Source organism: Protofrankia sp. Cr1, assembly GCF_963555865.1.
In the GTDB taxonomy this organism is placed as follows: Bacteria; Actinomycetota; Actinomycetes; order Frankiales; family Frankiaceae; genus Protofrankia.
On record NZ_CAUVXO010000695.1, the window covers coordinates 1 to 2,528 of the forward strand.

Sequence of the window (2,528 nt, forward strand, 5' to 3'; positions counted from 1 at the left end):
CCGCGTCACCCTGTTCACCACCCGCGTCGCCGCGCCGACCATGGATGAAACCGACCAGGCAATCCTCAACGCCCTCACCGAACGCGGACTCGTCCGGGGGATCGGCACCAGCCCCAGCGACCCGAGACGCCGCTACTACCCCGCGATCTGAGGTGAGGATTACCGGTGGGGCTGGATCCGGCCGCGGGCATGCGTGATCACACCGGGTAGTCGGGGCCGGCGCGGTTCAGGCGGAGATGGGGCGTCCATCGGCATCGACGATCGCGAGTCGGACACCGAGGGGGGCCGCCAGCCTGGTGAGGGTGTCCAAAGTCGGGCTTCCACCCCAGCTGCGTAGTCGTCGAACGTGCTTCCCATCGCTGCGCACATCCTCCCATCGAAGGGTATGGGCTAAAGCCCATCCTGTCATCCGCTCCTGCCGCGGACCTGCGAGATCCACCAGCGACGCCGTGGGCGTGCAGGCGGGCGAGGACGTCCTCGATGTCTTCGACGGCGAACGTGATGTGGCGGATGCCAGGCGTGTTCGCCGGTGCGTTCGACTCAGCGCTGGCGGCTGCCGGCTCTTGCCGGCTAGGGGCTCCCCACGCTGGCCCGAAGTGTGCAGGGTAGCGGCCGTGCCCGGTCAGGCGGTCGTGGTGCGAGCGCGCGCGAGGGCCCGGTAGACCGTGGAGCGGGTGACGGAGAACAACTCCTCATGCGTGATTCCATGTCGAGAACCTCTGACCGGCTCCGCTCACCAGGCGAGGGCCGCGAAAGGCGCGGCCGCGACATCAGGAGATCACCATGCCGAAGTACCTGCTGCTCAAGCACTACCGCGGCGGCCCGGAGCCGCACCGTCCCGTGCCCCCGATGGACCAGTGGGCCCCCGAGGACGTGGAGGCGCACATGGCCTTCCTCCGCCACGTCGCGGAGCTCCTCGAGGAGCGCGGCGAGTACGTTGACGCCCAGGCGCTCGTGCCCGCGCGCACCTGGGTGCGCTACGGCGGCCCGGACGCCGCGCCGGTCACCACCGACGGCCCGCATCCCGAGACCAGCGACCTGGTCGCCGGCTGGTACATGATCGACGTGGAGTCCCACGAGCGCGCGCTGGAGATCGCGGCCTACGTCTCCTCCGAGCCCGGCCCCGGCGCCAAGCCGCTCTACGAGTGGATCGACGTCCGGGAGGTCATGACCGCTCCGGCGTCCGGCGTCTGACCGGCGTGTCCGGCCAGCCGACGGACCGGGTGGACGAGGGTGAGCTGCGCGCCCTCGTCCCCCGGGTGCTCGCTGGGTTGGTCCGCCGCGGCGAGGACTTCGATGCCGCCGAGGACGCGCTGCAGGAGGCGCTCATGGAGGCGCTGCGCGTCTGGCCCGAGCACCCGCCGCAGGACCCGCGTGCGTGGCTGTCCACGGTCGCGACCCGGCGATTGATCGACGCGCGCCGCAGCGATGCCGCCCGCCGCGTTCGCGAGGACACGCTGCACGAACAGCCGGAGCCTGAGTCGCCCACCACCGAGACCGGAGACGACGCCCTCTTCCTGCTCTTCTGCTGCTGCCATCCCGATCTCGCGCCCGCCTCCCAGGTGGCGCTCACCCTGCGGGCGGTCGGCGGCCTGACCACCCGGGAGATCGCCGACGCCTTCTACGTCCCGGAGGCGACCATGGCGCAGCGGATCAGCCGGGCCAAGCGCAGCCTGCGCGGGCGCCGTCTGGACGAGCCCGGCGACCTCGCGGTCGTGCTGCGCGTCCTGTACCTCGTTTACACGACCGGGCACGCGGGGCGGGTCGACCTGGCCGCCGAGGCGATCCGGCTCGCCCGTCAACTCACCCTCGCCACCGAGGAACCGGAGGCGCGGGGGCTGCTCGCGCTGATGCTCCTCAACCACGCCCGGCTCCCGGCGCGACTCGACGGGCAGGGCCGGATCGTCACCCTCGACCGGCAGGACAGGGGCCGCTGGGACACCCGCGAGATCGCTGAGGGCGTGCGCGTCCTGCAGTCAGCGCTGGCGCTGGAGCGCCCCGGCCGGTACCAGGTCGAGGCCGCCATCGCCGCCCTGCACGACGACGCGGCAAGCGCCGCGGAGACCGACTGGCCGCAGATCCTCGCCTGGTACGACGACCTGGTCGCCCTCACCGGCGACCCGGTGCACCAGGACCCCGCCGCTGTGCTGGGCCGCGCTGTCGCGGTCGGCCACGTGCTCGGTGCCGTCGCGGGGCTGCGCGAGACCGACCGGCTGCGCGAGGTGCTCGGCGACCGCCACCGGTGGCATGCGGTCCGCGGCCACCTGCACGAGCTCGACGGCGATCTGCCGGCCGCCGGCGCGGCGTACACGCAGGCCGCCCGCCGGGCCACGGACGTCGCCGAGCGCGACCACCTGATCCGTCAGGCCGTCCGCGCGCGGGCCGCCGAGCTATAGATGAACGTGCCGGTCGCCAGGTGCGCGAGGACGTCGCGGCGCAGCGAGGGCACGTGGTCGAGGTTGAAGTCCTCGAGGGTCGTGATCTGCGGGAAGTGGGCGGTGCGGAACTGTGCGGCGACGAGGGTGTCG

At 72.7% G+C, this 2,528-nt stretch carries 3 protein-coding genes; 2 read left to right on the top strand and 1 reads right to left on the bottom strand.

What is annotated here, in order from left to right:
- Positions 1-197: 197 nt before the first annotated feature.
- Positions 198-626 (bottom strand): VOC family protein, encoded by a 429-nt coding sequence (locus U9980_RS28880; RefSeq protein ID WP_416210423.1) that lies wholly within the window; start codon positions 624-626, stop codon positions 198-200.
- Between the two features lie 157 nt (positions 627-783).
- Between U9980_RS28880 and U9980_RS28145 the strand changes: the two genes are divergently transcribed.
- Both U9980_RS28145 and U9980_RS28150 read left to right on the top strand, forming a co-directional pair.
- Positions 784-1,194 carry a YciI family protein gene (locus tag U9980_RS28145; RefSeq protein ID WP_322770694.1) on the top strand — a complete coding sequence of 137 codons (411 nt, stop codon included), beginning with the start codon at positions 784-786 and terminating at the stop codon, positions 1,192-1,194.
- Between the two features lie 5 nt (positions 1,195-1,199).
- On the top strand, positions 1,200-2,396 hold the full coding sequence (locus tag U9980_RS28150) for an RNA polymerase sigma factor (RefSeq protein WP_322770695.1): 1,197 nt from the start codon (positions 1,200-1,202) through the stop codon (positions 2,394-2,396).
- Positions 2,397-2,528 lie beyond the last annotated feature (132 nt).

Excerpts from the sequence above, each read along its gene's own strand:
- U9980_RS28145 (WP_322770694.1), top strand. The coding sequence starts at position 784 with ATGCCGAAGTACCTGCTGCTCAAGCACTACCGCGGCGGCCCGGAGCCG.